This window comes from Ochrobactrum sp. SFR4, from assembly GCF_019730395.1.
In the GTDB taxonomy this organism is placed as follows: Bacteria; Pseudomonadota; Alphaproteobacteria; order Rhizobiales; family Rhizobiaceae; genus Pseudochrobactrum.
In genome coordinates this window covers 1-294 of sequence record NZ_JAAPBB010000616.1, presented here as the reverse complement: position 1 = coordinate 294, position 294 = coordinate 1, and the positions used below count along the sequence as shown (strand labels likewise).

General features: G+C 46.9%; 1 protein-coding gene. It reads left to right on the top strand.

The features are described 5' to 3' along the window. Positions 1–106 precede the first annotated feature (106 nt). Positions 107–294 (top strand): tetratricopeptide repeat protein (locus HBA93_RS20505; RefSeq protein ID WP_221724503.1); only part of this gene is annotated, 188 nt, incomplete at its 3' end.

The window sequence follows — 294 nt, the reverse complement described above, 5'->3', positions numbered from 1 at the left end:
GCCAAAGAAACGGCAGCTTATTATTTCGCCTTATATCAAGCCAAAGCGGAGAACGCTTTGGCTGAATGCATGATATGCACATTCAAAAAACAGAAAGTTTTTAATCATGTCCGCAAGCCCGTTATTTGATGAAGAAGCGCTGGAACAGGCCTATAATGAGGCTTTGAAGCTTGAAAAATCGGGTGATTTTGACGGCGCAGCCAAAGCCTATCAGAAGGTTCTGGAGATTGATCCGGATGATCATGGCGGTGCTGCTGTGCGTCTGGCGAGCATGGGACGTGGTGAAGTGCCAAA